The sequence below is a fragment of the Cupriavidus sp. SIMBA_020 genome (assembly GCF_046535395.1).
Taxonomy (GTDB): domain Bacteria; phylum Pseudomonadota; class Gammaproteobacteria; order Burkholderiales; family Burkholderiaceae; genus Cupriavidus; species Cupriavidus campinensis.
On record NZ_JAWRWU010000979.1, the window covers coordinates 1 to 259 of the forward strand.

The 259-nt window shown below is 66.4% G+C and carries 1 pseudogene; it reads left to right on the plus strand.

The window, feature by feature from the left end:
• Positions 1 to 237, plus strand: a pseudogene (locus SB751_RS32390) (cell division protein FtsQ/DivIB); the annotation flags it as partial.
• Positions 238 to 259 lie beyond the last annotated feature (22 nt).

The window sequence follows — 259 nt, forward strand, 5'->3', positions numbered from 1 at the left end:
GGCCGCGATCCGGGCGCCGATGCGCCGGATCCGCATGGCCTGCCCGGCGCGCTGCCGTTCGCAGCTCGCATTCAACGCTTTGTGCAAGCGTGGCCCGCCGTGTCGGGGCGCCTGGAAGGGCGCACCATCACGCAGGCCGACCTGCGCTATCCCAATGGTTTCGCCCTGGCGCTGGCTCCGTTGCCCGCGTCGGAAACCAAATCCAAATCCACACCGAAACCTCCCAAGAAACGCTAACGCCATGACCCGTGACATCAAG